The 25,813-nt window shown below is 68.3% G+C and carries 27 protein-coding genes; 10 read left to right on the plus strand and 17 right to left on the minus strand.

The annotated features are described in order from the left end of the window. Positions 1 to 88: 88 nt before the first annotated feature. Positions 89 to 2,443 (minus strand): arylsulfatase, encoded by a 2,355-nt coding sequence (locus IU449_RS00965; protein WP_195000086.1) that lies wholly within the window; start codon positions 2,441 to 2,443, stop codon positions 89 to 91. 347 nt (positions 2,444 to 2,790) lie between these two features. Between IU449_RS00965 and IU449_RS00970 the strand changes: the two genes are divergently transcribed. The 6 genes from IU449_RS00970 to IU449_RS00995 all read left to right on the plus strand — a co-directional run bounded on the left by IU449_RS00970 (position 2,791) and on the right by IU449_RS00995 (position 7,005). Further along, the gene (locus IU449_RS00970) at positions 2,791 to 3,729 is read left to right on the plus strand and encodes a formylglycine-generating enzyme family protein (RefSeq protein WP_195002222.1); all 939 of its coding nucleotides are present in this window, start codon (positions 2,791 to 2,793) and stop codon (positions 3,727 to 3,729) included. A gap of 163 nt (positions 3,730 to 3,892) precedes the next feature. Beyond that, a complete protein-coding gene (locus tag IU449_RS00975; RefSeq protein ID WP_324188031.1) occupies positions 3,893 to 4,471 on the plus strand; it encodes a nucleotidyltransferase family protein in 579 nt (192 codons plus the stop codon). A 4-nt stretch (positions 4,472 to 4,475) separates the two neighbouring features. Next, positions 4,476 to 4,763: a BON domain-containing protein gene (locus IU449_RS00980; protein WP_324188032.1), complete on the plus strand. Its 288-nt coding sequence runs from the start codon at positions 4,476 to 4,478 to the stop codon at positions 4,761 to 4,763. Positions 4,764 to 4,768: 5 nt separating this feature from the next. Continuing rightward, on the plus strand, positions 4,769 to 5,491 hold the full coding sequence (locus tag IU449_RS00985; RefSeq protein ID WP_195002224.1) for a metallophosphoesterase family protein: 723 nt from the start codon (positions 4,769 to 4,771) through the stop codon (positions 5,489 to 5,491). Positions 5,492 to 5,723: 232 nt separating this feature from the next. Further along, entirely contained in the window at positions 5,724 to 6,785 is a 1,062-nt protein-coding gene (locus IU449_RS00990; protein WP_195002225.1) for an ArsO family NAD(P)H-dependent flavin-containing monooxygenase, read from the plus strand. A 55-nt stretch (positions 6,786 to 6,840) separates the two neighbouring features. Beyond that, positions 6,841 to 7,005: a hypothetical protein gene (locus IU449_RS00995; RefSeq protein WP_195000088.1), complete on the plus strand. Its 165-nt coding sequence runs from the start codon at positions 6,841 to 6,843 to the stop codon at positions 7,003 to 7,005. Here IU449_RS00995 and IU449_RS01000 read toward each other — a convergent pair. The 4 genes from IU449_RS01000 to IU449_RS01015 all read right to left on the minus strand — a co-directional run bounded on the left by IU449_RS01000 (position 6,975) and on the right by IU449_RS01015 (position 8,323). Further along, positions 6,975 to 7,514 carry a DUF488 family protein gene (locus tag IU449_RS01000; protein WP_195000089.1) on the minus strand — a complete coding sequence of 180 codons (540 nt, stop codon included), beginning with the start codon at positions 7,512 to 7,514 and terminating at the stop codon, positions 6,975 to 6,977. The two genes, IU449_RS00995 and IU449_RS01000, sit on opposite strands and share 31 nt — an antisense overlap. A gap of 91 nt (positions 7,515 to 7,605) precedes the next feature. Next, positions 7,606 to 7,794 carry a CsbD family protein gene (locus IU449_RS01005; RefSeq protein ID WP_195000090.1) on the minus strand — a complete coding sequence of 63 codons (189 nt, stop codon included), beginning with the start codon at positions 7,792 to 7,794 and terminating at the stop codon, positions 7,606 to 7,608. 54 nt (positions 7,795 to 7,848) lie between these two features. Continuing rightward, positions 7,849 to 8,004, minus strand: coding sequence for a DUF6131 family protein (locus tag IU449_RS01010; protein ID WP_169811613.1), 156 nt, complete (start codon positions 8,002 to 8,004; stop codon positions 7,849 to 7,851). A gap of 43 nt (positions 8,005 to 8,047) precedes the next feature. Beyond that, positions 8,048 to 8,323, minus strand: coding sequence for a hypothetical protein (locus tag IU449_RS01015; RefSeq protein ID WP_195000091.1), 276 nt, complete (start codon positions 8,321 to 8,323; stop codon positions 8,048 to 8,050). Positions 8,324 to 8,338: 15 nt separating this feature from the next. On the opposite strand from IU449_RS01015, the gene IU449_RS01020 reads away from it, so the two are divergent. Next, entirely contained in the window at positions 8,339 to 8,479 is a 141-nt protein-coding gene (locus IU449_RS01020; RefSeq protein WP_195000092.1) for a hypothetical protein, read from the plus strand. Between the two features lie 124 nt (positions 8,480 to 8,603). Here the strand turns inward: IU449_RS01020 and IU449_RS01025 are convergent, their stop codons facing one another. Continuing rightward, complete coding sequence (locus tag IU449_RS01025) at positions 8,604 to 9,614, minus strand: nitronate monooxygenase (protein WP_195002226.1); 1,011 nt, start codon at positions 9,612 to 9,614, stop codon at positions 8,604 to 8,606. 30 nt (positions 9,615 to 9,644) lie between these two features. Beyond that, entirely contained in the window at positions 9,645 to 10,007 is a 363-nt protein-coding gene (locus tag IU449_RS01030; RefSeq protein WP_195000093.1) for a DUF1330 domain-containing protein, read from the minus strand. Positions 10,008 to 10,090: 83 nt separating this feature from the next. On the opposite strand from IU449_RS01030, the gene IU449_RS01035 reads away from it, so the two are divergent. Continuing rightward, positions 10,091 to 11,932, plus strand: a complete 1,842-nt coding sequence (locus IU449_RS01035) for a thiamine pyrophosphate-requiring protein (RefSeq protein WP_195000094.1) — start codon at positions 10,091 to 10,093, stop codon at positions 11,930 to 11,932. Here the strand turns inward: IU449_RS01035 and IU449_RS01040 are convergent. Both IU449_RS01040 and IU449_RS01045 read right to left on the minus strand, forming a co-directional pair. Then, positions 11,904 to 12,191, minus strand: a complete 288-nt coding sequence (locus tag IU449_RS01040) for a hypothetical protein (protein WP_195000095.1) — start codon at positions 12,189 to 12,191, stop codon at positions 11,904 to 11,906. The two genes, IU449_RS01035 and IU449_RS01040, sit on opposite strands and share 29 nt — an antisense overlap. A gap of 196 nt (positions 12,192 to 12,387) precedes the next feature. Next, positions 12,388 to 13,803, minus strand: coding sequence for a DUF1254 domain-containing protein (locus IU449_RS01045; protein WP_195000096.1), 1,416 nt, complete (start codon positions 13,801 to 13,803; stop codon positions 12,388 to 12,390). Positions 13,804 to 14,277: 474 nt separating this feature from the next. Here IU449_RS01045 and IU449_RS29600 point away from each other — a divergent pair, with 474 nt between their 5' ends. Both IU449_RS29600 and IU449_RS01055 read left to right on the plus strand, forming a co-directional pair. Further along, positions 14,278 to 14,661, plus strand: a complete 384-nt coding sequence (locus tag IU449_RS29600; protein ID WP_324188226.1) for a hypothetical protein — start codon at positions 14,278 to 14,280, stop codon at positions 14,659 to 14,661. Continuing rightward, positions 14,576 to 15,013: a hypothetical protein gene (locus IU449_RS01055; RefSeq protein WP_195002574.1), complete on the plus strand. Its 438-nt coding sequence runs from the start codon at positions 14,576 to 14,578 to the stop codon at positions 15,011 to 15,013. The genes IU449_RS29600 and IU449_RS01055 overlap by 86 nt, the downstream gene beginning before the upstream one ends. Before the next feature lie 8 nt (positions 15,014 to 15,021). Here the strand turns inward: IU449_RS01055 and IU449_RS01060 are convergent, their stop codons facing one another. From IU449_RS01060 to IU449_RS01095, 8 genes are all read right to left on the minus strand, one after another. Then, the gene (locus tag IU449_RS01060; protein WP_195000098.1) at positions 15,022 to 16,686 is read right to left on the minus strand and encodes an alkaline phosphatase D family protein; all 1,665 of its coding nucleotides are present in this window, start codon (positions 16,684 to 16,686) and stop codon (positions 15,022 to 15,024) included. Between the two features lie 142 nt (positions 16,687 to 16,828). Next, complete coding sequence (locus IU449_RS01065; protein WP_195000099.1) at positions 16,829 to 18,304, minus strand: carotenoid oxygenase family protein; 1,476 nt, start codon at positions 18,302 to 18,304, stop codon at positions 16,829 to 16,831. A 35-nt stretch (positions 18,305 to 18,339) separates the two neighbouring features. Continuing rightward, on the minus strand, positions 18,340 to 18,798 hold the full coding sequence (locus IU449_RS01070; RefSeq protein WP_324188033.1) for a PaaI family thioesterase: 459 nt from the start codon (positions 18,796 to 18,798) through the stop codon (positions 18,340 to 18,342). Further along, positions 18,795 to 20,540 (minus strand): class I adenylate-forming enzyme family protein, encoded by a 1,746-nt coding sequence (locus IU449_RS01075; RefSeq protein ID WP_228803610.1) that lies wholly within the window; start codon positions 20,538 to 20,540, stop codon positions 18,795 to 18,797. Before IU449_RS01075 ends, IU449_RS01070 begins: the two co-directional genes overlap by 4 nt. A gap of 33 nt (positions 20,541 to 20,573) precedes the next feature. After that, positions 20,574 to 21,770, minus strand: a complete 1,197-nt coding sequence (locus tag IU449_RS01080) for a thiolase family protein (protein ID WP_195000101.1) — start codon at positions 21,768 to 21,770, stop codon at positions 20,574 to 20,576. After that, entirely contained in the window at positions 21,767 to 23,476 is a 1,710-nt protein-coding gene (locus IU449_RS01085) for an aldehyde dehydrogenase family protein (protein ID WP_195000102.1), read from the minus strand. The genes IU449_RS01080 and IU449_RS01085 overlap by 4 nt, the downstream gene beginning before the upstream one ends. A 166-nt stretch (positions 23,477 to 23,642) precedes the next feature. Next, positions 23,643 to 24,557, minus strand: a complete 915-nt coding sequence (locus IU449_RS01090; RefSeq protein WP_195002228.1) for a winged helix-turn-helix transcriptional regulator — start codon at positions 24,555 to 24,557, stop codon at positions 23,643 to 23,645. A gap of 42 nt (positions 24,558 to 24,599) precedes the next feature. Then, positions 24,600 to 25,787 (minus strand): thiolase family protein, encoded by a 1,188-nt coding sequence (locus tag IU449_RS01095; protein WP_195000103.1) that lies wholly within the window; start codon positions 25,785 to 25,787, stop codon positions 24,600 to 24,602. Between the last annotated feature and the right edge of the window lie 26 nt (positions 25,788 to 25,813).

Genomic DNA, 25,813 nt, shown 5'->3' on the forward strand with positions numbered 1-25,813 from the left:
GAGACGCACTGCCCTTTTCGCAGGGACCAAAGTGTGCTCCGGTCGCGGTCGGCGCGCAGGACGGCCCGCACCGGCGATCGATCGCCGATCAGTCGATCATGAACCAGCCCCGCACTTGCGCCTCGTGGTCGATGTATCGTTCACCGGACACATCGATGACGACCCTGTCGATTGTGCCGCCGGTGAAGGCGAATGGTGAGGTGTAGTCCGGTGTGACCGGTGACGCGCTGTCGCGTCCGACGCAGATGCCGTCGCCGACGAGGCAGAAGACGCCTGGTTGGGTGACGATCTCCCCGGCGGCCACTTTCCGGTCATCGACATAGAGAGTGGCGGTTCCCTTGAAGCCCGGCATGGCCGGATCGGTGTTCTTGCCCTGCAGCACGAATTCGGCGGTGCAGACATGCGGACCCGGGGTCATGTCGCGGTCGGCGACGATGTTCTGCATACGGGTTCCGATCCAGTTGAATGCGTAGCGCAAACGCCGGTCTTTGACGTACAGGCTGTGTCCGCCGGTGATACCACCGTGCGCGTAGAGAACTCCCTCGGCGTCGGCGGTGTCCACGCGGACCCCGGCCGCGATGGTGTACGAGCGACCGATGATCGAGACCCCAGCGGATTCGGGAACATCGGCGCAGTCCGGGAAGTACACGTATCGGTTTCGGTTCTTGCCGGGGTGCGGGCGCTCGGCGACGGTTTGCTCGACGACGGTGCGGTCGTCGAGGGGAAGTCCGTTGTAGAGGCCGGCGTAGTAGAACCACAGATCCTTCAGCGACGCCAGACGTTCGGGCTCCTCGTTCGCGAGGTTCACGGCCTGGGCTCGGTCCGATTCGAGGTGGTAGAGCTCCCACACATCCCGTTCGTAGTTGCCCCACCCGGACAGGGGTGGATGCACAGAACAGGCGAGCCATCCTCGGTGGTAGAGCGACCGTTGGCCGAGCATCGTGTAGAACTGCGTCTGCTTCCCCGGCGCCTCGGGGTCGGTCAGCGCGGCCGCGAAGCTCTCTCCCTCGATGGGGCTCTGCGGGTAGCCCTTCAGCATTTCCGGTGGCTCGATTCCCACCAGTTCGTAGATCGTCGGAACAACGTCGACGGCATGGATGTACTGATGCACAGGTTCGTTCCGGGGCTCGAGTTTCCCTGGCCAGGCGATCAGGCACATGTCGGCGATGCCACCCTCGTAGCCGGCCCACCGCTTCCAATACGGAAACGGCGTATCGAAGGCCCACGCCCATCCGGTGTTGTAGTGGTTGTACGACTTCGGACCGCCGAGCTCTTCGAGATGCGGAAGTGTCTCCTCGGTCGTATCGGCCACCCCGTTGAAGAAGCGCCACTCGTTGAACGAGCCGTTCGGACCGCCCTCGCCACTGGCGCCGTTGTCGGAGATCACGATGATGAGCGTGTTGTCGAGCTGTCCCGCGTCGGCCAGGAAGTCGATTACCCGCCCGAGCTGATCGTCGGCATAGGAGACGTAGCCGGCGAATACCTCGGCCATACGTGCGAAAAGGCGTTTCTCCTCGGCGGAGAGCGAATCCCATGGCCGGACGGTGTCGAGTTGTGGCCATGGTTGTCCGTCCGGTCCGGTGGTCGCCGGCTCCCCGTGCGGGTTGATGGGGGAGAGTTCGGTGTCCTCGGGCAGTATTCCGAGTTCCTTCTGCCGTCGGAGAATTCCGGCGCGGATGGCCTCGTAGCCCTCGTCGAATCTGCCCTTGTACCGGTCGGCCCACTCCGTGAAGACGTGGTGCGGTGCGTGCGCTGCCTGCGGCGCGAGATACATGAAGAACGGCTTGTCGGGGTCGACCGATTTCGCGTCTCGGATGAACTCGATCGACTTGTCGGCCAGATCCTTCGACAGGTGGTATCCGTCCTCGGGGACGCCGGGAGCGTCGATCGGATGATTGTCGTAGACCAGGTCGGGGTACCAGCTGTTCGTCTCGCCGCCGAGAAAGCCGTAGAAACGCTCGAACCCTCGTCCCAGCGGCCATCGGCTCTTGACCGCCGACATATCGGTTTCATCGCCCGGGGTCAGATGCCACTTTCCGACGCAGTAGGTATTCCAGCCCCGCTCGGCCAGGACCTCGGAGACGAACCCGTTCTCGAAGGGAATACGGGTCGAGATTCCAGGGAATCCGGAGCTCAATTCGGCGATGGTCGCCATGCCGTTGCTTGTGGCGTTGCGACCGGTCAACAGCGATGCCCGGGTCGGTGAACACAGTGCCGTGGTATGGAAGTTCGAACAGCGCATCCCCATGTCCGCGATGCGTCTCATGGTCGGGGTCTCGACAGGGCCGCCGAAGACGTCTGTGGTGCCGTACCCCACATCGTCCCATGCGATGAGCAGGATGTTCGGAGCGTCTTCGGGGGCCTGTGCGGGCAGATATGGTGTCCAGTCGGGGACCGAGTCACGAATGTCGACCGCGATCTTTCCCTGGTGCTTTCCGGCCATGGTGTCGCTCCATCCGATCCTGCCGGGCGATCGCCGTTCGGCCCGTGATCCCTCTGTGCGCCATGTCCAACGGGCTGCTGCGATCGTCGTGTGGTGTGTCCGGTTATTGCGCTTCCGGGCGGCTCATTGCGATATCGAAGAACATGGGGGCACCAAGAGCCTCACCCGACAATGGGGTGAGCAGAAACTCGCCGCGCGCCGATCTGGTGCGGGATCGTATTGTCACGCTCGTCCTCACCCCATGCTCCGCCCCCCGGCCTGCAGGTGTCAATGGTCCTGAAATCATTGTGACGGCTACGGCCCTGATAACCCTTGCGCCTGCGTACACCGGTGGCAGGCTGACGTCCATGACACGTACTACTCCGAAGAACATGGAGTGGATACCCGGCGGGACCTTCTGGATGGGATCTCGAGACTTCTATCCGGAAGAACGGCCCGTGCACCAAGTCTCCGTGGACGGCTTCTGGATGGATATCCATCCGGTGACGGTGGCCGAGTTCCTTCGATTCGTGAAAGACACCGGACACCGAACCACCGCCGAAACGCCCCCGGACCCGGCGCAGTACCCAGCAGCGGACCCGTCGTTGCTGGTCCCGGGTTCCCTGGTGTTCACCCCCACCCGCGGCCCGGTGCCGCTCGACGACTACCGGCGCTGGTGGTCTTTCGTGCCGGGTGCGGATTGGCGCCACCCACGCGGGCCTGGAAGCAATCTCGATGGACGGCAACGTCATCCGGTCACCCACGTCTCCTGGTTCGACGCCATGGCCTACGCGCAGTGGGCAGGGAAGGAGTTGCCGACCGAATCGGAGTGGGAATTCGCCGCGCGGGGTGGCCTGGATCGCCAGCCGTTCGTGTGGGGTGCCACGCACGAACCGCACGGCAGGCGTGCCGCCAACGTCTGGCAAGGCCGGTTTCCCTGGGAGAACCTGAACAATGACGGCGTAGCGGATACATCGCCGGTGGGCCGGTTCCCGCCGAACGGCTACCGGCTCAGCGACATGGCGGGCAATGTGTGGGAGTGGACGGCGGATCATTACACCGCCGATCACTCCGGGGCGGGCACGATGGCATCGTCGGGAAAATCCTGCTGCATTCCCGCCGATCCGCGCATCACTGTCGCACCCGCGTCCGAACCCGGCGAGCCCTACGCGCGCCGGGTGATCAAAGGCGGCTCGCACCTGTGTGCGCCGAACTACTGCCTGCGATACCGGCCCGCGGCACGGCAGGGTGAGACCGAGGATACCTCGACATGTCACATCGGCTTCCGATGCATTATCAGACCGTGACGGTCTGTCCGGACAGCAGCTCGGCGTCAGAGATTCGGCCGCGCCGAATCGGGTAGCCACAGAGGGCGTAGACCACGAGTGCCGAGTTCGCGGGCACGCGCAGATGGCAGGCTCATTCGAGCGAGGAGTGACATGGTCACGAGCTGGCGGGTAGGCGGTCCCCGTGTCTGTGGGCATCGATGAACTGCTGCATGCACTGACCCGAGCGGTGAACGCGCTCGCGGCAGCCGGAATCCCGTTCGCCGTCGGCGGCGGTTGCGCGGTGTACGCGCGCGGCGGGCCCGCGTCCCAGCACGATGTGGACATCCTGGTCAAACCGCGAGATTGCGACCGGGCGGTGCGGGCCCTCGCACGGGCCGGAATGCGGGTCTGTGATCCGCCGGAGGATTGGCTGCGCAAGGTGTACGCCGACGGGGTCCTGATCGATGTGATTCATCGCCCGAACGATCGCCCGGTCACCGACGAACTGCTGAATCGGGCCACGACCATGCGCATCGGACCGGCCAAGGCGCCCGTCGCCAGTTGCACCGACCTCATGGTGGACAAGATGTTGGTCTTCGACGCGCATCGACTCGACTTCGCGCCCCTGCTCCAGGTCGCGCGCGATCTGCGCGAACAAGTGGACTGGGCGGACGTCGACAGACAGACGCGCACGTCACCGTATGCGCGCGCGTTCTTCGGGTTGCTCGTCGATCTCGCGATCATCGCCCGGCCCGACCATGCCGGTTCGGAAAGGGGATGAAGCAGTGGGATCGCCGGAACCGCCGCAATACGCCGTCGCGCACCTGAGGAAGGCTTTGGCCGAGGACGAGCGCACCTGCGAGCTCGGAATCCACATCACCATCCGCGGGGAGACGATCGTGCTCGACGGCGAGGTCGAATCCGATGAACGCAGACAATTGATCGAGACCGTGGTGCGCGAGACGCTGCCCCAGCTCGCGGTGCACAACGATGTGCGCGTCGCACACATCACCGCACCGGATCAGCACGAAACGCTCAGCGTGACTCGTCGGTCGCGTCGCGAAAGGAGTTGAGAGAATTGCGCATCGCGGCGGTGGGGGACATCCATCTGGGCGAGGATTCCCGTGGTCGCTGGCGAGAAGCCCTCGCCGAGCTCTCCGCGCGAGCCGATGTGCTGCTGTTGGCCGGTGACCTCACGCGACACGGCACCATCGGCGAAGCCGCCGTGGTGGCCTCCGAGTTCGGCGACTGCGGCGTGCCGGTGGTGGCGGTGCTGGGAAATCACGACTATCACAACGACCTTCAGGCAGAGATCACCGACCTTCTGACCGCCGCGGGCATCATCGTCCTGGAAGGAACGTCGGTACAGCTGGACATCGGTGGTGCGACGCTGGGCATCGCGGGAACCAAAGGCTTCGGCGGCGGCTTCGCGGGCAAGTGCGCGAGCGCGTTCGGCGAGCCGCAGATGCGGATGTTCGCCCGCCACACCGAGGAACTCGCCGCCGCGCTCGGTCGAGCCATGGCAGCCCTGGACACGGACTTCACTGTGGTGCTGACGCACTACTCACCGGTCAGCGACACCTTGCACGGCGAACCCGACGAGATCTATCCGTTCCTCGGGTCCTATCTGCTGGGGGAAGCCATCGACACGCACGGCGCCGATCTCGCGGTGCACGGACACGCCCACGCCGGCACGGAGCACGGCACCACGCCCGGTGGCATCCGCGTGCGCAATGTCGCCCAGCCGGTTCTGCGTGCGGCATACGCGATCTACGACCTCACCTCGGCTGCCATCGTGTGACCGTGAGCCCACCGGCGGCTGCTACGGCCCGGGCGGGTGCGCCGGATAGACCAGCCGCTCCTCACGGATACGCGCGTGCGCGTTCAGGGCTGCGGGTCTGATCGAGTTGGGCGAGAGGATGATCGCCGCCTGACCGGTCGATCGCCCGCGGCTGCTGCGATCGTCGGAGGACGTCGCGGCGGCGGAGGCCGGTGCAGTCGATCGCCTAGGATCGGGTTGTGTGGCCACTTCGCTGAGTACGATCGACGTCGATGTGGTGGTGATCGGCGGCGGGCAGGCCGGGCTGGCAGCCGGGTACTACCTGCGCCGGGCCGGACACGACTTCGTCATCCTCGATGACCAGCCGGCTCCGGGCGGTGCGTGGCCCCACACCTGGCCGTCGCTGCGACTGTTCTCTCCGGCGGAGTACGCGTCCTTGCCGGGCCGTCCGATGCCACCGTGGAAGGACGGGTTTCCGCCCGCGCGGCACGTCATCGAGTACCTCTCCGATTACGAGCGGCGCTACGAGTTGCCGATCCGGCGACCGGTGCGCGTGCGGGCGGTGACCCGTGCCGACGACGGGCAGCGGCTGCGGGTCGACACCACTGCCGGAGTGTGGCGGGCCCGGCGGGTACTCAGCGCGACCGGCACCTGGCAGCAGCCGTTCTGGCCGATCTACCCCGGCGCCCGCACCTTCGCCGGCAGGCAACTGCACACCGTGCACTACCGCACGTCGGAGGAATTCGCCGGCCGGTCGGTCGTCGTGGTCGGCGGCGGCAATTCCGGTGCGCAACTGGTCGCCGAGATCTCCGGGATCACCGACACCGCATGGGTGACCACGCGGCCACCGCGGTTTCTGCCGGACGATGTGGACGGACGTGTGCTGTTCGAAATGGCCTCGCGGCGCGCCATGGCATTGGCGGCCGGACGCCCGGACCCAGGCGGCATCAGCAGCCTCGGGGACGTTGTGATGGTGCCGGAAGTCCGTGCCGCCAGGGATCGCGGCGCGCTGGAGACGCTGCCGATGTTCGACAGGATGACCAGCGAAGGCATCCACTGGGATGAGACCGGGCGGAGCTTGCGCGCCGAAGTCATCGTGTGGGCCACCGGGTTTCGCCCGGCTCTCGCGCATCTGCGGCCGTTGCGGTTGCGGGAGTCCGACGGCACGGTAGCGGTGTCGGGCACCCGTGCGGTGAAGGAATCGCGACTGCATCTGCTCGGGTACGGAGACTGGACCGGCCCGGGGTCGGCCACGCTGATCGGGGTGGGGCGCACCGCCAAAGCGGCCGTGGCGCAGCTCGAACTCGACGACTGATCCGCCCTGTCGCAGCGAGCCACTCCGGGGCCGAGATCGAGAAGGAGACAGTTTCATGAGTGAACTGTCGAAGAACAAATTCCGCACCGTCACCGAATCACTCACCGGGACAGACGCACTCGGTGCCGAAGCCAAGCTGGAGTTTCCCCGCGGCGCGGGACGGGGCGGAGGCGATCTCGCGGCCGATGCTCAGGTCTGCCTCGGCGGGGGCGCCGGATAGAGCAGCTGACCGTCACGAATCTGCGCGTGCGGATTCAGGACCGCGCGCTTGGCCGAGTTGGGTGAGAGGATGTCCACCACCTCTACGTTCCTGATGATCAGCGCGTCGGTGATCAGCCTGCGGTGACAACGCCACGGCACCGCCTCGCTGCACATGATCGCCGGACGGTTGTCCTCGGCGAGTCCGAGCAATTCACTCAATCCCTCGCCGAATTCGTCGGTGGCCATGTAATCGGCATAGGCGCGGAATGCCGCGACTCGCCAGGCATCGTTGACACTCGTGATGCCCTGCCGCGTGTGGCGACGACCGCCTAGTTTCTGAATCCAGCGGTAGCTGATGTCCGCGGGAAGCGCCTCGCGGATCGCCTCATGATTCCACTGCGGGAACTTTCTGGACGCGGGAAAGGCGCGCACGTCGACCAGGCAGGTGATGTCGTTGCTCCGCAGCATCCTGAGCACTTCGTCGAATTCCCGTGTCGAATGTCCGATCGTGCAGATCCGGTTCGTCATGCCCGGGCACCGCCTCGCCGCCGATTGACGAACCAGAGGGCCCCGCCCGGCTGAAGCCGGGTGGGGCCCTCTGCTGTGCCGAGCCGATCCGTCAACGCTTGAAGGCGTCTCGCACCTTGCTCGCGGCCTGTTTGATATTGCCGCGGAACTGATCTCGGCGACCTCGTGCTTCGAGCCGGGGATCATCGGTCGCCCTGCCCATGAACTTCTTCACGCTGCCGCGCGCGGCCTGCACTCGATGTTCGAGCCGGCTTTCACGGCGTGGTGGATTCCGGTCCATCGCGTACCTCCCGCGTCAGTAGTTCGGCCGATAGTTGTCGTCGGCCGACCGGTGTCAGTAGTAGTGCCTGCGGCCGCCGACCGGGCGGCCCACCGAGCCCGCGATCCACAGTGCAGCGCCGACCAGCAGCACCACGATGCCCGCGGTGACCAGCAGGTTGATGCCGAGCAACCAGCCGACGATCAGCAGAATCAATCCGAGTACGATCACGGTCTTTCCCTTTCCTCCACAGTCGTGTTCCGACTGAATGTGTTCACGCCTTGGCCGGTTCGGAGTTGTCGCCCGCTGGGCGTTTCAGAAACCGGTTCGCACTCCAGACGGGTCCGCTGCGGGGTGCCGCGGTGTCCTGAGTGGCCTGAGGTGCGGGAGTGGCGCGACGGGCTGCCGCGACCTCCCGGCGTGAACGTCGTAGCTCCCGGCGCGCTTCACTGCCGCGGCGGGCGGTACGCCACACACCGAACAGCAGGAGCAGCAGACCGAGCATGCCCACGGCACCGATACCGATGCCCGAGCTGAAAACCTCTCCCACGGATGGACTGAAAGAATGCCCGAATACTTCGAAATCGCCCGCGGCAACGCGCATCTGGTCGATGTCGGCCGCGACCACCGCGAACCCGACTGCAACCGCGGCGAGCAGAACCGCGAGCCCGATGACAATGAACATGAGTTTCCCGCTTCACGCTGAAATGTTGTGACACGACGGCTATTCCCGGTATCGGGGTGTCCAAACAGCGCGGGCGAAAATGGCAACACCCCTGAACGTGGGAGTGAGTGCAGGGGCTGGAGAGCACGTAGTGGTCAGTGCGTTGCTATGGGGTCGAATACTCCAGGATCGCCCTGGCAGGACCGGGCCGGACGGAGTGGAATTCCGTGCCTGCCCACAGACTGGTGCCGTGCGCGTCGCCCGCCCGGACCGCGGCCGCGCGCAACGGCCCGGTGATCTGGTTGACCTCCGGATAGCCCGACGGAGCGTGCGGGTCGTGGCGGCGCATGAAGTCGTTGACCAGACCTCGCGCATAGCGCCCGGAAAATGCCCTGGTCAGGTCGGTTCTGGTGAACTCGGCGGACCGCAGCGCGGCTCGATGCACGGCGTTCGTCCCCGCTTCCTCGGCGAGCAGCAGAGCGGTCCCGATCTGCGCCGCGACAGCCCCGAGCTGCTGGACTTCGGCGACGGTTTCGGGAGTGGACAACCCGCCTGCCGCGACCGTCGGAACCTCGCGCCCGACGTGGGCGAGCAGTTCGGCCAGGGACATGGTCCCTGGGGTAGCCGCGGGATCGAACGTCCCCCGGTGTCCGCCTGCTGCGGGGCCCTGCACAACGAGCGCCCCGGCGCCGTCGGCGACGGCCATGTCGGCTTCTGCGGGAGTGGTGACCGTGACGAGGGTCAAAATTCCGGCTCGCGCGAACGCGGCCATCCACTCACGGCCGGGAGAGCCGAAGGTGAACGACACCGCGGCAGGCCGGGATGCCTCGACGAGCTCGAGCTTGGCCTGCCAGCCGTCGTCGTCCGGATGTGGCAGTCCGGGCTCGGCGCCGTAACGCTCGGCCTCGGCGGCCAGCCTCGCGCGGTATCGGTCGAGCTCTTCCGCCCGCGCGACGCTGGGCTGTGGCACGAACAGGTTCACACCGAACGGCCGCGTGGTGAGCGCCCGGGTCTGCTCGATCTGCTCGGCTACCTGATCGGTGGTGCGGTAGCCGGCGGCGAGGAAACCGAGTCCGCCCGCCTCGCTCACAGCGGCGGCGAGCGCGGGCGTGGACGGGCCGCCTGCCATCGGGGCGCCGACGAGAGGCAACGTCAGGTCACGCAGATCGAGCACAATAATCCTTCCGTAGTGGTAGATCGTCGAGCTTCACCACGCCGACGTCGCCTGCAGGACGGCTTCCTCCAGCGCCTCGGTCCGCCACGCGGTCACCTTCTGATACTCGGGGTCGGAGACCATCTCGCAGAAGATCTGTCGCGACGGGTAGCGCACCAGGATCACCGCATCCCAGTCCTGGCCCTGCTCGGCCACCAGCGCCGTGGACCCGTCGCCGGCGTAGAGCACTTCGGCGCCGTAGCGCGGGGCGAACGTCTCCGTCACGGCGTCGGCGTAGCGGGCATACAGTTCGCGGCCCTCGGGGGCGAACCGCAGCAGGTTCAGCATCACCACCGGACCGCCGGGATCCTCGGCGAGGAACCGTTTCAGATCGATACCGCGTGGATCAACAGCCATAGCGGTCAGTATTCGCCCCGGGATTCGGGCGCGATCGTGCGGGTACGACCGCCGCAGAGACACTCGGCGGAGGAGAGACGGACATGGCTGATGAGGTCGGCGACTACGTGCTGCGGCGACTGCGCGAATGGGGGGTGCGACAGGTCTTCGGATATCCCGGCGACGGCATCAACGGATTGATCGCGGCTTTCGGGCGCGCCGGGAACAGTCCGGCATTCATCCAGTCCAGGCATGAGGAGATGTCGGCCTTCGAGGCGGTCGGCTATGCCAAGTTCAGCGGTGAGGTCGGTGTCTGCACGGCGACTTCGGGGCCCGGCGCGATCCACCTGCTCAACGGTCTCTACGACGCGAAACTCGACCACGTCCCCGTGGTCGCGATCGTCGGGCAGACCGCGCGCAGCGCGATGGGCGGGAGCTATCAGCAGGAAGTCGATCTGCAGAGCCTGTTCAAGGATGTCGCCTCGGACTACCTGGTCGAGGTCAATGTCGCCGAGCAATTGCCCAACGCGCTGGACCGAGCCTTCCGCACCGCCCGAAGCCGACGTGCGCCCACCGCCGTGATCATTCCGGCGGACCTGCAGGAAGAGCAGTATCAGCCACCTTCACACGCCTTCAAGGAAGTGCCCTCCAGCCCGCCGGATGTGCCCCGCACCACCACCACCGCCGACCGGGCCGACATCGTGCGCGCCGCCGACATCCTCAACGCCGGGTCGAGGGTGGCGATCCTGATCGGGCAGGGTGCCCGCGGCGCCGCCGAGCAGGTGAAGCAAGTCGCGGAGCTGACCGGCGCGGGCGTGGCCAAGGCGCTGCTCGGCAAGGATGTGCTGCCCGACGATCTGCTGTATGTCACCGGCTCGATCGGCCTGCTGGGCACCCGCCCCAGCTACGAGCTGATGCGGGACTGCGACACGCTGTTGATCGTCGGCTCGAACTTCCCCTACTCGCAGTTCCTGCCGGAGTTCGGCGCTGCCCGCGCGGTGCAGATAGACATCGACGGCACCATGATCGGGATGCGCTACCCGACCGAGGTCAATCTTGTCGGCGATGCGAAACAGACTCTGACCGACCTGATCGGACATCTCGAGCGCAAGTCCGACCGCGGCTGGCGCGAGAGCGTCGAAGCCGCTGTGTCGCGCTGGTGGGAGGCCCTCGAACGCCAATCGATGTTGGAAGCACGGCCGGTGAATCCGATGCGCGTGGTGTGGGAGTTGTCGCGACAGATCCCCGGCGATGCCATCGTCACTGCCGACTCGGGCTCATCCACCAACTGGTATGCCCGTTGCCTACGTTTGCGTGGGCAGATGCGCGGCTCGCTGTCGGGCACGCTGGCCACCATGGGCGCGGGCGTGCCGTACGCGATCGGCGCGAAGTTCGCCCACCCCGATCGGCCCGCGATCGCCCTCGTCGGCGACGGCGCCATGCAGATGAACGGTGCGGCCGAACTGCTGACCGTCCGGCGCTATTACGCCCAGTGGGATGATCCGCGCCTGGTGGTGTGCGTGTTCCACAACAACGACCTCAACCAGGTCACCTGGGAACTGCGCGCGATGGGGGGAGCGCCGAAATTCGAGGAGTCGCAACTGCTTCCGGACGTCAGTTACGCCGACCTCGCCCGCGCCTGCGGTCTGCACGCGATCGCCGTCGACGATCCCGACGACCTCGCGCCCGCATGGCGGGAAGCTCTCGCCGCCGACCTGCCCACGGTGCTCGACGTGCGCTCCGATCCCGAGGTGCCGCCCATCCCACCGCACGCCACCTGGGAGCAGATGAAGTCGACCGCCGAAGCGGTTCTGCACGGCGACCCCGAGGGCTGGCATCTGATGACCCAAGGCGTGAAATCCAAAGCGCAGGAGTTCATCGCCGGACATCGAGGGCGAGCATCCCGGCGCGCTCCGATCAGGGCACCGCGGTCAGCGTGGGAGTGACCGCGAAAATCGCGACCACGATCCGCCTGCCCGGAATCCCGAGTCCGACCGGGCCGGAACCCAATCGGTCGCCCGACGCGCGCATGCGCCGGAGGGCGAGTGCGTCGGCGTGGGTGCGTTCGAGCGCACTCATCACCCGTTTGCGGCGGGCGATGACACCCGAGGCGATCGGCGCGAACCCGAGGTCGGTCCGTGCGGTCAGGGCATGGATTCCCGGGAGACGGTGGCCGTGCGGCATCACCAGCGCTCGCAGGCGCACCGCATACACCCGCAATCGCGCTGCTGCGTCCTGAGGAGAGCCGACGGATGGTCGTGACGACGGAGCCGACGGAGGGGTCGCTGATGTCCACGAGTTCCGCGCGGGCAGCGAGGCGGTCGGCGTCGGCGCCATCGACACGCCGACCTGGCTGGGCTGCCGACGGCCTATGCGCCGAACAGGCCGTCGGCGGCGTGGCTCAGTCCGCCCGGGTGACCGCGGGCGGGTTCCAGGTGCTGTCGATGATGGCGTCATCGGGCCAGTACGCACGCAACAGCAGGTTGAACGGACCCGAGGCCGGGGCGGGCAGCCAGTTGGTCTCCCGCTCCATCCCGGGGCTCTCCCGCTGAATGTAGATGTCGATCGAGCCGTCCGGATTCTGGGTGAGTGTCTCCCCGCGCAGCGCGTAGCGGTCGACCGGGTTGGCGACGAGGAACCCGCGCTCGTCGTACATCGTCAACGACCAGAACGCCTCGACCGGGGGCGCTTGTCCCGCGGGGAAGCGCAGGACGTAATCGGTGTCGGACCGCAGTTGCACGCCTTCGACGTCGAGGCGGGTGGCCGGGTAGACCGCGTCCTCGGGCAGGTTCGCGCCGAGGCCGGCGTAGGCGACGACGGCGCGTGCGGCGTAGTCGTCGCCGTAGTCGCCGATACTGCCGCGGGCGGTCTGCCAGCCGTTGATCGGCTCCTCGCCCAGGTCGACTTCGATCTGCGACAGTGCCTTCGGCCACGCCTTCTCCCAGCGGGCGCGTTCTTCCTCGGGCAGGGCGGCGAGGTCGAGCGGACGGTCCGGTGACCAGCCGATCGCGGCGAGCTCGTCGAGCAGAGCCTCGTCCTCGGGTCGAATCTGGTCGTGCGAGAGGCTCGAGTAGTACAGATCCCAGTACTGTTGCGGAGTCAGATCGTGGATGTACTGCGCGACCTCCAGACCGCGAGGCCAGTCGGGATTCACCGCGGTGTTCTCCGGCGGGGTGTAGGGCTTCCCGTAGGCGCGCAGCGGCTTCGCGGTCATCTGGTTCTGGATGGCGACGACGTTCGCCACATCCTCGGCCCCGTTCACCTGGATGCGCCCGATCATCCAGCCGCCGTCGGTCGGCAGCCGATATTCGATCACCCCCTCGGGCAGTGTGCCCTGCCAGTCGGGGCCGACGATGGCGAACTCGTAGCCACCGCGGTCGCCGAGCGTGCGAGTGCCGGGTGAGGCGTCGACATTGGTCCACATGTCCAGCAGCGGGAACAGGTGGTAGCGGCCGCCCATGTCGGGCACGCTCACCACCAGCGGTTCCGCCGAGACGTCGAAGAACATCGAGACGTAGAGGGTGTCGATATTGGGGCGCACCACCCCGGTGAAGTCGGAGTTCGGCAGGAAGTTCAGCGGCGCGAGCTGATTCATCGGCGCCATGCCGATCGCCGGGTTCGCCGTGGGCAGATTCGTCGATTGCCGCCGCGTCACCTCCACCGCGACAAGCGGATAGGTGTAGGCGTATGCCTTCATGGCTGCTGCCTGCCGCTCCGCGTCGGTGGTCGGATCGGGCTCGGCGGAATCCGAGTCGCATGCCACCGCTGTCGCCGCGAACGCCATGGTGGCGGCCAGCGCCACCGCCGATCTGAGCATCGCTGTCGATCTGAGCCGTCGAGATGTGGAATTACCGTTCACCGGAACCTCCTGAGGGCGTGCACAACGCGCTGTGTGTTAGCTCTGAATTTGCCGACTTGCCGAGATTAGCCGATGCGGCGGCGCGGAGATCGGCAATCGACGGTGCGTCGGCTCGCATGCGTCCCGGCCGCTCGCCGAGGCCCCGAGCGGTTGCCGACTTCGGCCCGGGGACGTTGTGGTGCGTGCCGCGTACCCGGCGGCGCGGGCCGAGACCGCCGCGCCGGCATCGGAGGTCGCGCAGTACCGGGGATGACTGGAGCATGGCCTCCGCGTTGCGTCGCGTCGATCCGGACATGAGTGCGATTTGAGGGCGTGGGCAGGGCGTATCGTCGGCCGAAGCGGGGCATCGGGAGGAATGCGGTGGGGTCATTGCTGGTGCCGGGGCAGGCGTTCGCCGGATACAGGATCGAGCGTCTTCTCGGGGCGGGCGGGATGGGGGAGGTGTTCCTCGCCCGTGATCGCGGGCTGCCGCGCTGTGTCGCCCTGGAGGTGCTGCCGCGCGCGGTGGCCGGGGACGAGGACGTGCGGAGGCGTTTTCAGCGCGAGGCCGACATGGTCGCGCGGTTGTCGCATCCGAATATCGTCACGATCTACGCGCGCGGGGAAGAGGAGGGCAGGCTGTGGATCTCGATGGCCTATGTCGACGGGCCGAGGCGGTCGTCGCGGCCTCGAGCGGTCGCGGCATCGAGTCGGAGGATGATCCGGTCGCCGGATCACGGCGGCGGTCGTCGTGGGAGTCGTGCTGCTCGCGGTCATCGGACTGGCGATCCCGGTGCTGAGGTCCTTCGGCGGCGACGCACCGGCTGTCGCGGCTGATCAGCCGATCACGGGCGTGTGGCAAGGCATCGCGCAACAGGACGATCAAGGCGTCCTGTCGCAGTACCGGATGACCCTCACCCTGCGATCGGGTGCCGTCGGCACCGTCGTCGGCCACACGAACTACGAAGTGGCCGAGGGAACGTGCTCTGGCGAGCTGACCCTGCGGGAGCAGGAATCCGACGGCTCGTCCGCCGCGTTCTACGAGCGAATCCTCTCGGGGCCGTGCATTCCGAACGGCAATGTCACCGTCTCCGCCGGAGCCACCGGCCGGCTGGACTTCTTCGATACCGGCGTAGTACGCGAGGGATACCAGGAGACCGTGACGGCGACCCTCGACCGGGTCGGCTGAGCCGAGGGTCAGCGGTCCCCGTCCTCGGCCTGGGCGAGACCGTCGACTTCTCGGGCGGCCTCGACATCGGCCGCGGTGGGCCGGCCGGGCTGCCATGCCTCGAGAACTCCTGGCACACCGTCCTGCACGATGTAGGTGGCGTCGGTGCGCACGGACGCTCCTGGTCGCTGTACATAGGGCACCACGCGGAAGTCGTTGCGCCACAGCTGCCGATCGACCTCCACGCGGACGTATCCGCGTTGCGCGTTGTAGTACTTCAGATCGGGGTTGGCTGCCAGCAGGCGCCTGCCGTGTTCGTAGATGTCGACGCCGTCGCCGCCGCTGGTCACCGAGGTGCCGGTGAATTCGCTGCCGATGACGGGGGAGTCGGGGTCGGTGTAGTCGCGGCGCAGGTCCGCGGCGTAGTTCTCGTGCCGGTCGCCACTGATGACGACGAGGTTGCGGACCCCGCGATCGGTCGCGGCGGCGACGACGGTGTCGCGGTCGGCGACATAGCCGTCCCAGGCGTCGGTGGAGACTGCGGTGTCGGGGCCTGGATCGTGGTCGGTCTGTCCCATCACCACCTGGTTGCCGAGAATGTGCCAGCGCGCGTTCGACCGCGCGAAGCCCTCGACCAGCCAATCTCGTTGCTCGTCGCCGAGAATCGTGGCGGAACTGTCGGAACGTCCGGCGAGATGGGTGGTCATCTCGCCGTTGAGGACAGCGGGCTTGGTGCGGTACTGGCGGGTATCGAGCATGGTGATGTCGGCGAGGCCGCCGTAGTGGTAGCGGCGATGCAGGTGTGTCCGCGTCCCGGCGGGAAGCTGCGCGAGTCGTAGCGGCTGGTGCTCGTACATGGCCTGGAAGGCCGCGGCGCGACGTCGTCGGAACAGCGCCGGAATGTTGTCGATGTCGAGGTCGAGGCCCGATGATTCCGCGGCCCAGTTGTCGTCGATCTCGTGATCGTCCGTGGTCACCAGCCACGGGAAGTGAGAGTGCGCGCGCTGTAGCGGGCGCTCGACCTTCGAGAGCGCGTAGCGCAGGCGGTACCCCGCCAGATCCCGGGCTTCGGGCCGCATGTGGGACTCCACCGGCCTGCCCGTGCGGCGTCCGGTGAGCGCGTCTTCGTAGATGTAGTCGCCGAGGTGCACGACCAGGTCGAGATCCTCGTCGGCGATGTGGTCGTAGGCGGTGTAGTAGCCGTCGTTCCACGACTGACACGAGGCGAAGACGAACCGCAGCCGGGTGGGATGGCTGTCGGGGGCCGGTGCGGTGCGGGTCCGCCCGGATTGCGACACGGCCGAACCGGCCCGGAAACGGTAGTGGTACCAGCGATCCGGCGCGAGGCCGTGGATCTCGGGATGCACGCTGTGGGCCAGCTCCCTGCCGGCCACCGCCTCGCCGCGGCGTACCACCTCGGTGAACGCCTCGTCCTCGGCGACCTCGTACTCCACGGTCACCGGGCGCGGACCCATCCCACCGTGACCGTCCGGGGCGAACGCGTCCGGAGCGAGGCGAGTCCAGAGCACGAAGCCGTCCGGTGAGGGATCCCCTGAGGCGACTCCGAGGGTGAACGGATCCTCCGACCAGCGGGGCGCGCGAAAACGACCGCTGCTCACCATCGATGCCCCCGCCAGCAGCAGAGCGGACCCGGCGACGCCGTAGCGCAACAACTGCCGACGCGACACGCCCATGACAACGACGTTACCGTAAAGCGGAGGAACTATCTCCGAATGTGTGATGAACGCTCGGCTTCGGGTTTGTCACCACCGGGTGTCGGATCCGCCCGCGGCCCGCCGTGGACCGAGGGCTGGGGGCGGATCGACGCCGCGTGCCTCAGTCCGCGTCAGTCAGCTGGTCCCCGCGCACCCACGTGGCGTGGAAGCCGGACGGGACACGTTGCGGCAGTAGCACTCTCGCCAGCGGCCCAGCCGCGATATCGGCGGCATCGAAGATGTCGATCTCGCCCCGGTCCTCGGCCTCGTCGTTGACGAAGCAGACCAGGTAGCCGTCGGTCTCGCCGGTCGATCCGTCGCGGGGCGCGAAGGGGGCTTCCGATCCCCAGCGACCGGGGCCGAACTTGTGCTCCTCCTTGGCGCCGGTCGCGGAGTCGAAACGCACCAGGCCGTCGAACAGCAGGGTGGGCTCGTGGGCGAGGCTCATATTGTAGGAGTAGCGGTGCGGCCGGCCCATGATGCGCGAGTCGACGCTGGGGAACTCGATGTTGGCGTCGTCGAGGGCGTGCTCGCTGGTGGCGCCGGTGCGCAGGTCGAAGCGGTAGCGGTAGAGCTGGGCGTCCAGACGCATGTAGGCGAGCATGCTGGCCAGCGGGTGGTCGAAGGTGCTCTGGTGCTGCGGGTTCTTGACCCGGCACACGTCCATGACGATCTCCTCGCCCTCCTCCCAGGAGTTGACGACGTGGTAGATGTAGCAGGGCTTGGCCTCGAACCAGCGCACCTGGTCGCCGCTGCCGTGGCGCGGAACGACGGCGAATCGGGACACGAGTTCACGGTCGTAGTAGATGCGGTACTTGCCCGCCTTGCGTGCCTCGTGGTCCTGCACGAGCGGCAGATCCATGAGGATCGAGTAGTTGGGTGTGATCGCCATGTCGTGCGGCAGGCGCGGACCGGGCAGATCGATGTGGGCGAGATGGGTCTGGGTGCCGTCGGCGCCGATGATGCCGTAGCGCAGGTAGTCCATGTCCGGGCCGTAGTCGAACCAGAGCAGTTCGCCGGTGGCCTCGTCGACCTTGGGGTGGGCCATCATGTCCCCGGCGAAGGTGCCCAGGAAGTCCTGCGCGCCGATGGTTTCCAGCGAGAGCGGGTCGACGCCGTAGGGGGTGCCGCACAGATACCAGGTGGCCAGCACCTGGCCGCGGTGGTAGATGACGTCGGTGTTGGCGGCGTCTTTGATGCCGAGGCCGTGGCCGTTGCCCCACGGGTTGTCCTTCGGGTTCTCCATGAGGCCGGTCCACAGCGCGCGGCCCGCCTCGGACTCCTGGGTGAAGGCGCGGGTGCGGACGTAGCGGTTGCGGTACCTGACCTTGCCGTTCTCGAAGTGCGCGGCATGGATCATGCCGTCGCCGTCGAACATGTGGTACCGGCCCGGGGCGTCGAACTGACGGTTCGGGCCGTTGCGCAGGTAGACGCCGTTGAGGTCGGCCGGGATCTCGCCGATCACCGGCAGGTCGTCGAGGGTCAACTCCTCGCGGACGGGTGCGAACACGCCGAGCAGATAGGGGTTCTCCACGGCCGGGTCGGCGGTGCGGGCGACGGCGATCGGGTTGCCGCCCGGGAGGTTCGGTGTGGTCATGTGTAATCCTTTTCGATTCGTGTGCGTGGCGCGCGCTACGGCTGGAACACCAGTTGGGTGCAGCGGAACACCGCGATCGGTCGGTCGCGGTCGTCGCTGACGGTGGCGTCCCATACCTGGGTGCGTCTGCCGGTGTGGACGGGGGTGACGGTGGCGGTGACCACGCCCGCGCGAGCGGTGCCGAGATAGTTGGTCTTGAGTTCGACCGTGGTGAAGGCCGCGTCGTCGGGAATCGACAGCCGGGTGCCGATGCCGCACATGGTGTCGGCCAGGGCGACGACAGCCGCGGCGTGCAGGTAGCCGTTGGGTGCGAGAAGTCCCTCGTGCACGGTGAATTCGCCGACGACCCGGTCGGGTTGTGCGGAGATCACCCGCATGCCGAGGTTGCCGGGCAGGCGGTCGTCGAGCATGCGGGTCAGGGCCTGCGCCAGTTCCGGGCCGGAGCCCTTCGGCGTCGGCCGCGGCGCGGGGTGGGGGAGCGGTCCGCCGCTCACGACTGTTCGTCGCCTGCGACGAGGCCGCGCAGTTCACGGCGCTGGAGTTTGCCGATGGGGTTGCGCGGCAGCGTCTCGACGGTCAGCAGCTTCTCGGGAAGCTTGAACGAGGCGACGTCCTTCTCGCGCAGGAAGGACACCAGGGTGTCGAGGGTGAGTTCCTGACCGGGTGCGGGAACGGCGACGGCGCAGCACTTCTCGCCGAGCACCGCGTCGGGGTAGCCGACGACGGCGACATCGGCGACCGCGGGATGGGCGATCAGCAGACCCTCGATCTCGGCGGGCGCGATGTTCATCCCGCCGCGAATGATGATCTCCTTGCTGCGATCGACGAACTTCAGGTATTCGCCGTGCTCGCCGCACAATTCGAAGACATCACCGGTGCGCAGGTAGCCCTCGTCGTCGAACGGGCTGCTCTCGGCGGTGCCGGGCAGATATCCGGCGAAGACGGTGGGGCCCTTCAGCCGCAGCTCCCCCCGGCCGCCGGGCGTGGTGATCTCCGTCCCGCGGTCGAGGTCGACCAGCCGCACCGAGGTGCGTTCGGCCACGGATGTCGACCACTTCTTGGCCGGGGAGCTGTAGTTCGGCAGGTACTCGGCGCGGATCATCGGGTCGGGTGTGTCGGCGGGCACCCCGAGCAGGCAGATGCCCTCGTTCGAGCCGAAGAAATTGAGCACGTCGATGCCGAGGTCGACCTGCCAGTCGCGCACCACGCTGGGCGGCAGCGGGGCGCCGCCGGAGCCGACCGTGCGCAGCGAGGACAGATCGAACTGCGCCCGCAGGGCGGCGTTCTGCAACAACAGGGCGAGGATGGCCGGCGGCATGCTGGTGTGGGTCGCCCGGTGGGTCTGGATCTGGGACAGGTAGACGCCGAGATCGAGGGGATGGTGCTGCACCAGATGGCTGCCGCCGAAGAGCCAGGGCAGCAGGGAGGTCGCGAAGCCGGCCATGTTCACCATCGGGAAGGGGCCCACGATCACCGAATCCGCCGCCGCCAGCAGGCCGTCCTGGGCCGCCTGACCGATGGCGAGCCAGTCGGCGTGGCAGCGGGGAATGCCCTTGGGGGCGGCTTCGGTGCCGCTGGTCCAGCAGATGGTGAGGCAGTCGTTGACCGTGCGGGGGAGTTGGGCGATGTAGTGCCGGACCTCGCGGACCGTCGCCTCCGACGGAGATGCGTCGTCGAGCGCCGTGGACGGTGTGCCGCTCGCCGGACCGAAGGTGAAAACAGTCCGCAGGGAGGAGGTTTCGCCGACCAGCGACAGCGCCTCCTCGTGCGGGGTGCGATCGCCGAGCGCGGTGACCGTGATGACCGCGACGGCCGCGCAGGAGGCGACGATCCGGCTCAGTTCGTGGCGGCGGTAGGAGGCGGGCATGGGTGCGGCGATCGCGCCGAGCCGCCACAGCGCGAAGTAGGTGGCGGTGAGCGCGACGGAGTTGGGCATCAACACCGCCACCACATCGCCCGCGCGGATACCGGCGGCGTGCAGGCGGGCGGCGAGTTCGTCGATCTCGGTGTCGAGTTCGCGCCAGGTCAGCGATCGCGGCGCGAGGCCGCACAGTTCGGTGAGATTGGGGGCGTCGGTGATCGCGGCCTGGTCCCCGCGCGCGGCGACGTGACCGTCGAACAGGTCGAGCAGGGTCTCGGGCCGCCACCAGCCGCGATCGAGGAAGTCCCGCACGCGGTCTTCGGAGTGGCAGGCGCGAAGGCGCTGAGCGGGAGAGTGTTCCGCCGTGGAGGTCATGAGGGCCATCTCCTTCGATGGGTGGGGCGGGGGTCAGCGCAGGCGTCGAACGACGAGCGCGGCGCCGAGGCCGAGGGCAGCGGGGATGGTGATCAGGGCGTGCTCGCCGTCGATGCGGCGCAACTGGTCGAGGGCGTCGACCAACAGCACGCCGCCCGCCGCGCCGAGCGGGTGTCCGGTGGCCATGGACCCGCCGTTCGGATTGACCTTCGCCGGGTCGAGTTCGAGTTCGCGGATCACGGCCAGCGTCGACGCGGCGAAGGACTCGTTCGCCTCGACGACGTCGAGCCGGCCGGGCGAGATGCCCGCGCTGTCGAGTGCCTTCCTCGCCGCCACGACCGACGCGGTGAGCAGCGGGGAGCGGACCGCCGCGTGCGCGATGCCGACGATCTCCGCGAGCGGCGGTCGATCGAACAGCGCAGCGGCGGAACGCTTGCCGAGCACCGCCACGGCGGCGGCGTCGGCGGGCTGGGGCGCCGTCGCCGCGGTGTGCAGGCCGGTGGCCGGACGGGTGACGCCGGGCAGTCGCGCCTCGACGCGCTCCCAGGACGGGTCCGCACCGAACAGCGGCCGCAAGCCGGCCAGGCCCTCGAGCGTGGTGTCGGGCCGCGGGCCCTCGTCGACGCTCAGCAGAGGGCCGTCGGATCCCCACACGGGCACGATCGAGTCCGAGGCAGTCGCGGCCGCGGCGCGGCGGTGCGAGACGACCGCGCTCGCGTCGAGATCTTCCCGGCTGAAGCCGTACTGCATCGCGGTGAGGTCGGCCGAGACGCCGATGGTGACGTATCCGGTCCGGTCGCCCAGCGCGGTGCTGGTGACGAAGGCGGGGTCGTCGGACATCATCGGCACCCGGGACATGGATTCCACGCCGCCCACGACCGCCAGATCCGCGCTGCGCGCGGCGATCTTCGCGGCGCCGGTCTCGACGGCGTCCAGTCCCGAACAGCACAACCGAGACACCACGCCCGCGGGGATCTCGTCGGGCCAGCCCGCCCACAGCAGGGCCGCGCGGGCGACATCTCCACCCTGATCACCGAACGCGGTGCTGGTGCCGATCACCATGTCGTCGATGCGATCGGCCGGGGTGCCGCGCCGGGTCAGCTCGCGCAGCACCTGGGCCAGCAGCTCGTAGGCGGGCACCTCGGCGAAGGTTCCGCCGTCGCGGCGGACACGGGCTTTCGGGGTGCGGATCGCGTCGTAGACGAAGACGCCGGGTTCGAACTGCGTCATCGGCCCGCCACCTGGCTGTGTGATCGGCCTGCCACTTGGCTGTGTGATCGATCCGCCACCTGGCGGCGGTCTTGCACGAGCCGGAACCGTCCGGCCACGAAGGACTCGTCGGTCAGGGTGGCGTTGCCCGCCGGATTCAAGCCGGTGACGTGGTAGTCGCTGTAGGCGGCCGCGTACTGCATCGGCATGGAGGACACCAGGTTCACCGACAGCGAGGCACCCGCGTCGGCGTAGGCATCGGCGATCTCGTCGACGGTCTCGTCGTCGGTGCAGTACAGGTAGGAGCTGATCGCGCCGTGCGCGCGGACACTGTCGGTGGCGTGGGCGACCGCGGCCGCGGTGTCGGCGCAGTCGACGAGGAAGGCCACCGGGCCGAACTGTTCACCCGCGGGCAGGGTGTCGCCTCGGCGGGGGTCGAGGCGGATGAGCATCGGCGTCGTGACCCGCGCGCCCGGGTGGTCCGGGTGATCGTAGGCGGTGGGTGGGCGGACGAGGGTTCCGTCGCGTTCGGCCTCCTCGGCGAGGCCGCGCAGCGAACGCAGCGTGGAGTCCGACTGCAGCGCCCCGCACACAGCAGCGGCCCGCCGCGGCGCCGCGGCGAGTTCGTCCAGTGCGTCGCGGAGTGCCTCGACGACCTCCGCGCGTGCCACCGTGCCCGCATCGGTGCGCACCCCCGCGTCGGGGATGTAGATGTTCTGCGGCGTCGTGCACATCTGGCCGCTGAACAGCGAAAGACCGCTCGCCAGTGTACGAATCGTGGCGGGCAGGTCGTGGACGGAATCGAGCACGACCGTGTTCACGCCCGCCGTCTCGGTGAAGACGAGCGCGTGGCGGCAGTTCTGCTCGAGCCAGTTCCCGAAGGCCGGGCTGCCCGTGAAATCGATGATGCGGGTGGCCGGGTCGGTGGCCAGACGCCCGGCGATCGGCTCGTCGACGGTGTCGACCACCAATTGCACGGCATCGGCGGGTAGACCGGCCTCGCGCAGGACGTCGCGGAGTACCTCCACGGCCAGGGCGGTGGCCAGGACCGAACGCGGATGAGGTTTGACCAGGACCGGATTGCCGGTGGCGAGGTTGACCAGGATGGCGGGGTAGGCGTTCCACGCGGGGAACGACGCGCACGCGACGACCAGCGCGGTGCCGAGCGGGCGGGGACGGAAACGCTTGCGCAGCGTCACCGGGGTCTTGCCGAACGTCGCCTGCCAGGTGACCGACTCGGGAATCCGCTGCAGGGCGGCCCAGGCCATGGCGAGGCCTTCCAGCCCGCGGTCCAGCGCGTTGGTGCCGCTGCCGCTGCACGCCATGCCCAGGCTCTGCCCGGTGGTGTGCGCGGTGGCCGCGGCGAATTCCGCGCCGCGCGCGTGGATGCGCGACAGCGCTTCCAGGCACACGCCGACCCGCTGCTCGGCGGAGGCCTCGCGCAGCGCGGACGCGGCCGTGGCCGCCGCTTGCAGGGCTTCTTCCGGCGAGGGCGCACTGTAGGAGACGTTCAGCGCCTTGCCGGTGTAGGGGGAGATCTCCTCGGCGGTGAGAGTCCTGGCGGTCCGCGTCGACACCTCGAGCGTGCGGCCGTCGTAGGCACCGACGAGGTCGGCGGCCTCGGCCGACTCGGGCGGGGTGATCGGCGCGAAGCCGGTCCACGCGGTGCGGGTCCGATTGGCCTCCACGGCTGCGGCGAGCAGGTCGGAGTGCTTTTCGAAGAACATGAACAGTGGGTTCCTGTCGAAGACTGGTGCGAGGTGAGCATCGGTGCCGGGACTCGGGGAACGGAGAGGCCCGCGATGCCCGGAAATTTACTACGATTACTGAAGTGAAACAAGCCACAGCATGGTTTGTCAACGTGTCATCGAGAGCCGTGGCGCCGATGCGCGATCAGGAGTGGAAGAGCACCGATGTGCGGGTGAGCACGGCCTCGCATCCGCGGCAGCGCAGCCCGGGATCGAACCACTTTCCGCACGCGTCGTGATGCAGGCGCGGGCCCAGCTGCTCGACCGGGACATCGGGGTGCGCCCGCTGTGCCCAGGCCACCTGGAAAGCGAAGATGGGGAACAGCGCCCGGCCGCGGGGTGTCATCAGGTACTCACGGCCACCGTCGTCGCGCGTGATCATCTGCGCTTCCGACAGTCGCGTCAGCCGCTCGGTCAGCGTGGACGGGGAGATCTTCAGGATCGATTGGAACTCGCCGAATCGGCGCACGCCCGACAGCGCCAGTCCCGTCACCAAGGCGCTCCAGCGATCGCCGATCGCCTCCATGACCTCGGTGAACTGCAGATCGACGCGGCTGAGCGCAGGTGTGCTGCGGGTGGATCTGCGCCAGCCCTTGCCCGCCAGCACCAGCGAGTCGGGGTCCATCTCCACATGGACGTCGCGCGCCTTCACGAGCCCTCCGCAGTGCCGGCAGATCAGTTCCGGTGGGCCACGATGTCCGCACGGCACATGCACCAGTTCCGGCTGCAGCAGTCCGTCGGCCGACCACTCCCGTTGCCAGGACCAGATGGCGACCAGCAGCTCCCACGTCGCCAGCCCCAGGTCGGTGAGCAGATAGTCGTGCCGGTCGTAGCCGCCGGACTGCGGGGTCCGGCACATCAGCCCGGCCTCGACCAGGGCGTTGAGACGGGAGGTCAGGATCGCCGGCGGCGCGCCGGTCCGGTCGAGCCACTCGCCGAAACGCCGGACGTGATCGACGAAGGCGTCACGCAGGATCGCCACCGTCACCCGATCGCCGAGCAGGTCGATGGTCTGGGCGACCGGACTGGCGGTCGCGGTGGGACCGGGGTTCTCGGCCATTGCCACCCTGCCTCCCCGTACCTGCAGTCTCGACGCTCTCGCTCAGGCCTCCAACACAATAGCGATGCCCTGCCCGACGCCGATGCATGCCGCCGCGACGCCGATTCCGCCGCCGAGGCGTCGGAGGTGACGCAGGCAGTCGATGACGATCCGGGCCGCCGACGCGCCGAGCGGGTGACCCATCGCGATCGCGCCGCCGAACGGGTTCACCCGCTCGGCGGAGATCTCCGGCAGTTCCCGCAGACATGCCAGCACCACCGCGGCGAACGCCTCGTTCAGTTCCAGCACGCGCACGTCGGCCGGAGTGCGCCCGGCGCGCTCGAGCGCCTTGGTGATCGCCGGGACCGGAGCCACGGCGAACTGGTCCGGTTCCACGCCGACGACAGCCGAGGACAGCACCCTGCCCAGCGGTCGCGCGCCGAGCTCGGACACCACGGCACCACCGGCCACCAGCGCCGCCACGGCGCCGTCGTTCATCGGCGAGGAGTTGCCCGCGGTGACGGTGCCCTCCGGGGAGAACGCGGGCCGCAACCCGGCCAGCGTCGCGGCGCTGGTGTCACGGATGGACTCGTCGCGCGCGAGATCGTCCCGTGGCAGGACGAATTCCGCGTGCATGCCGTCCGACCAGGCTTTTCTCGCGAGCTCATGGGAGCGCAGCGCCCACTCGTCCTGTTCGAGCCGCCCGATGCCCCTGTGCTCGGCCACCAGTTCCGCCGACCGGCCGAGCGACTCGACCCAGGCGGCGGGGAAGCGGGGATTGACCATGCGCCAGCCGACCGTCGTCGGGGTCAGTTCCAGCTGCCGGGGAAAGGCGGAATCGATCGGCGGCAGCACATAGGGCGCCCGGCTCATGCTCTCCGAGCCGCCGGTCAGCACCACGTCGGCGTCACCCGCGGCGATCCGGCGCGTCGCCGAGAGCAACGCCTCCGCGCCGGATCCGCACAGCCGGTTGACGGTGACGCCCGGAATCGTGTGCGGGAGTCCCGCCAGCAGCAGGGCCATCCGCGCGACATTGCGGTTGTCCTCGCCCGCGCCGTTGGCGTTGCCCCACACCACGTCGTCGATGCGCGCCGGATCGAGGTTCGGATGCCGCGCCAGCAGATCGGCGATCGGCAGGGCGGCGAGGTCGTCGGCGCGGATGTGGGACAGCGCGCCCCTGGCGGCGCCGAACGGCGTGCGGACCGCGTCGACGATCCAGGGGGTGCGTGGGTCGGTGTTCGGGCGGGTCATCGGTGTCGGCTCCTCTGCCTCGGGGC

The sequence above is a fragment of the Nocardia higoensis genome, from assembly GCF_015477835.1.
Classification (GTDB): domain Bacteria; phylum Actinomycetota; class Actinomycetes; order Mycobacteriales; family Mycobacteriaceae; genus Nocardia; species Nocardia higoensis_A.